This is a genomic window from Kitasatospora sp. NPDC049258 (assembly GCF_040678895.1).
Lineage (GTDB): Bacteria > Actinomycetota > Actinomycetes > Streptomycetales > Streptomycetaceae > Kitasatospora.
In genome coordinates, this window is record NZ_JBFAQT010000094.1 from 1 (window position 1) to 3,934 (window position 3,934).

The window sequence follows — 3,934 nt, forward strand, 5'->3', positions numbered from 1 at the left end:
CGGGGGCTATCCGCCCCGGGCTTGGGGGGGTGGCTTCCGGGGGGGCGTGGCGCGGGGGGTGGGGGGGGCGGGGGGGGGCGGGGGCGCTGACCCCGGCCCCCGGGGCTGGCTGTCGGTCAGGTGAGACTGCGGGCGTCGTACAGGCCCTCGATCCGGGCCGCCTGGCCGTGGATGCGCTGGGCCAGGACGGTGAGCCGCTCGGTGTCGGTGGTGCTGACGCCGCGGGCGAGGCCAGCGGCCAGGCGGTCGGCGTCGGCGCGCAGCTGGGCGACGTCGGCGGCCAGGGCCTGGGTGCGCTGGGTGATGACGGTGTTCAGCTGCTGGCCGGGTGCGGCGGGGTGGGGGAGGGCGGGTTCGGGCACGGGTGTGGCTGCTCCTGGTCGTCGTGGTCGGGCGGGGTCAGCGCTGGTCGAAGGGACCGCCCGGGGCGGGGACGGACGGCCTCGCGCGGACGGCCTGCTTGGGCTCGGGGGTCTGGATGGTGATCTGCGGCTGGACGTCGGTGCGGTTGATGACCATCGGGCGCAGGCTGAAGGAGATGCCGCGCAGGGCGAACAGGGAGACGACGGCGATGGCGGCGGCGGCAAGCCCGGTGGCGACGGGGCGGCCGGCTTCCGGGGATGCCTGCCACACCATGGCGAGGGACGCGCAGGACCAGGCCGACCACGCGAGACGGGCGACGGCGCCCTGGGTGAGGAAGGCGAGCAGGCCGGCGAGCACGCCGAGCGTCTTCCACGCGCCGTACGCGGTGGCCTCGGTGAGCGGCTCGGGCGTGTGGGCGGCGAGGTAGGTGTGGATCGGGTCGGTGATCGCGGCGCGCAGGCCGTCACCGCTGCCGGGGATGTGCTCGGGCAGGTGGATGGCGCCCATCACGGCGGCGGCGCCGTTCAGCAGGATGCCGCCGATGGTGCCAAGCAGCAGGACCGCGAAGGCGGTCCCGGCGAGGTAGGTGAGGCCGCGCACCCACGGCTCGGCGGTGGTGAAGTCGTCCAGGCCGTCGACGACGTCGCGGCGCCGCTGGTCCAGCCAGCCGCCCGGAGCGGTGAGGGCGCGGGCCCGGCGCCCGGCCGCCTCGCGGATGCTCGAGGACGGCTGCGCCTCGGTGGTGCTGGGCTCGCTGTGCTCGGTGTGCTGGTTCACGGGGTGCTGCTCCTCGGTGAGGTCGGTGTGGTGCGGGGGGTGTGGTGCGGGTGTGCTGGGGCCCGCCCCGGCGGTTGCCGGGGCGGGCCGATTGGTGCGGTCTCAGCCCTGGAGGCGGATCGGCATCAGCAGGTGCTGGTAGTCGCCGCCCGCGTCCTCGCCGGAGTGGCCGAGGACCAGGACGGGCTTGGTGGAGGAGGTGAGGTGGAACCGGGCCTCGGGGGTCGTCATCGACTTGAGGCAGTCGGCGAGGTAGCCGGGGTTGAACGCGGCGTCGCACCCCTGGACCCGGTCGTCGAGCGAACCGACGGAGTTGCAAGGGATGCGGTCGGCGGCGCGGGCGTCGTCGCCGTCGCCGGCCTCGATGAGCAGCTGGTCGCCGTCGACCGCCAGGCGGATCGGGCGCTTGTCGCTCGCGACCAGGGCGACGCGCTTGATGGCGGCCAGCGCCTCCTCGACCGGGACGGTGATGGTCAGCTCCGCGTCGGCGACGCTCGGGAACAGGCCGCGGAACTTGGGGAACTCGGCCTCCAGCAGGCGGGTGCCGGTGGTGCGGCCCGGGATGGAGAGGGTGAGCTGCCCGTCCGACCAGCCGACGGCCACCGGGTGCTCCCCGGCCAGCGCGCGGGCCGCCTCGGCGAGGAACTTCGCCGGCACCAGGACGGTCCGGGCGGCCGCGTCGAGCTCCTCGGCCGTCGGCCCGGCGTCCTGGTCGCCGACCTTCTTGGCCTTCTTCACCGGCTTGGTGTCGGGCAGCGTGCCGGTGGGCTTCACGGTGAGCTCGCGGACCGCGAAGCGGTAGCGGTCGGTGGCGGCCAGGGTGAGCCGGCTGCCCTCCAGGACCGTCTGCACGCCGGTGAGGGCGGGCAGGGTGTCGTCGGTGCCGGCGGCGATGACGGCCTGGGCGACGGCGTCCGCGAGCGCGTCGCCCTCCACCGTGAGCACGGTGTCCGGGACGGCCGGCAGGGCCGGGTACTCCTCGACGGGGAGGGTCGGCAGGGTGAACCGCGCGGTGCCCGCGGTGAGGAGCAGCCGGGCCCCGGACAGCTCGATGTCGACCTCGGCCGCCTTCGGAAGCGCCTTGCAGATGTCGTTGAGCAGTCGGCCGGAGACCAGCGTCGTGCCGTCGTCGGCGATCTCCGCGTCGAGACGGGTGGTGGCGCAGGCCTCGTAGTCGAACGCGGCCAGGTGCAGGCCGTCGGTGTCGGTGCGCAGCAGGATGCCGGCGAGGACCGGCACCGGGGGCCGGGTGGGCAGGGCGCGGGCGACGTGGGCGACGGCGTCGGCGAAGGGGCCGGCGAACAGGCGGAGCTTCACGGTGTCCTCCAGGACGGTCAGGCGGTGGCGGTGAGGGCGGCGAGCTGCTCGCGCTCGTCGTCGGACAGCTCGGAGCAGGGCAGGCAGAAGCCGACCGACTTGAGCGGCAGGCAGTGGTCGTAGCGGGTGCGGCAGATCGGGCAGGTCTGGCGAGCGGCCATCGCCCGGTCCAGGGCGGCGGCCCGGCCCGGCGTCATCGGCCGCACCGGGCGGGCCAGGGCGATCCGGTACAGGTAGCCGTGGCGACGCCCGCGTCGGCACACCACCTGGGCGGCCGGCTCTTGGGAGGCCGGCCTCAGGCCCATCGCGCGCAGCTGGCGGCGGGTGGCCAGGCCCTCGGGGCCGAACCTCCACGGCCAGGTGGGGAGTCCGCCGTGGTGCTCGCCGGTCGGGTCGAGATCGGGTGCGCGCACGGCGGACTCTCCTTCACTGCTGGCGGGTGGTCAGGCGCCGGGGGTGGTGGTGCGGCGGCCGTAGGGGGTGATGCGGGTGCGGCCGCGGTTGTAGTGCGGCACCGGGTCGGTGCCGGGCAGCAGCACGTACTCGTGGCCCGGCAGCTCCTCGCCGTCGCGGTCGGTGAAGCGCGGCTCGTCCAGCTCGGCGCCGTCCTCGCCGTGGCGCTCGACCCGGACACCGGCCGCGGCGAGCTCGACGTCGGTGAGGTCGCCGGCCTCGCGGACGGTGCCGGGGATGACGTCGTACGCCTCAGCGCGGGCCACGTGCGCGAACGCGGCGTCCAGCTCGGTGAGGCAGGCGACGATGCGCTGCTGCCAGCTCGCTGGCATCGACTGCATGAGCGTGCGCGGCACCACCAGGTAGTTGGCGTAGGTGAGGCCGAACCAGGTGTGGATCGGGCCGTCGGCCGGGATGCCGGGCAGCGGGTTCTGTCCCGGGAGCGGGTCGGCCGGCGCCCGGCCGGTGGCGGCGCGGGCGTCGTCGTGCTCGCGGTCTTCGTTGTCGCAGATCAGCCAGCCGCCGTCGGCGTCCGTCCAGTCGCCGTCGACGGCCTGCTCGACCACTTCGCCAACGGTGCTGTGGTGGTCGTACTCCTCGTCGAACGGCTCGCCGCAGACCTTGCAGCGGGCGGACCAGAGCAGCACCGGCTTCACGGCGCCGCAGGCGGCGTGCGGGTCGGGGGACCAGACGCGGCCGCGGTGCAGGACCACCGCCCGGTCGACCTGGGCGCCCCGGTGGCCGGTGTCGTGCAGGGCCGCTTGGGCGGTGTGCTGGGCGGCGGTGAGCAGCGCGGTGATGTGGTCGCGCATCGGCCGCTGCTCGCCGGTGCCGGTGAGCCACAGCGCCCACTCGATGCTCTCGTCGCCGACCGGGGCCGGGTCGACGGCCGGGCCGGGCAGGGCCGGCGTGTTGGTGTGCGGTGCGGTGGGGGTGACGGTCACGGAGTCCTCCGGAGTCGTGATCGGTGAAGTGGCGGGTGCGGGTGCGCCGCCGCCCGCCCGGCCGGGTCGGCGGGGCGGGC

The 3,934-nt window shown here is 75.6% G+C and carries 5 protein-coding genes; all 5 read right to left on the bottom strand.

The window, feature by feature from the left end; genetic code table 11:
• Positions 1-116: 116 nt before the first annotated feature.
• The 5 genes from AB0K43_RS31270 to AB0K43_RS31290 all read right to left on the bottom strand — a co-directional run bounded on the left by AB0K43_RS31270 (position 117) and on the right by AB0K43_RS31290 (position 3,854).
• Positions 117-362 (bottom strand): hypothetical protein, encoded by a 246-nt coding sequence (locus AB0K43_RS31270; protein WP_363645780.1) that lies wholly within the window; start codon positions 360-362, stop codon positions 117-119.
• Positions 363-399: 37 nt separating this feature from the next.
• Positions 400-1,140 carry a hypothetical protein gene (locus tag AB0K43_RS31275; RefSeq protein WP_363645782.1) on the bottom strand — a complete coding sequence of 247 codons (741 nt, stop codon included), beginning with the start codon at positions 1,138-1,140 and terminating at the stop codon, positions 400-402.
• Positions 1,141-1,242: 102 nt separating this feature from the next.
• Positions 1,243-2,457, bottom strand: coding sequence for a DNA polymerase III subunit beta (dnaN, locus tag AB0K43_RS31280; RefSeq protein ID WP_363645784.1), 1,215 nt, complete (start codon positions 2,455-2,457; stop codon positions 1,243-1,245).
• 17 nt (positions 2,458-2,474) lie between these two features.
• Positions 2,475-2,870 carry an RRQRL motif-containing zinc-binding protein gene (locus AB0K43_RS31285; protein ID WP_363645786.1) on the bottom strand — a complete coding sequence of 132 codons (396 nt, stop codon included), beginning with the start codon at positions 2,868-2,870 and terminating at the stop codon, positions 2,475-2,477.
• Positions 2,871-2,900: 30 nt separating this feature from the next.
• Positions 2,901-3,854 (bottom strand): hypothetical protein, encoded by a 954-nt coding sequence (locus AB0K43_RS31290; protein WP_363645788.1) that lies wholly within the window; start codon positions 3,852-3,854, stop codon positions 2,901-2,903.
• Between the last annotated feature and the right edge of the window lie 80 nt (positions 3,855-3,934).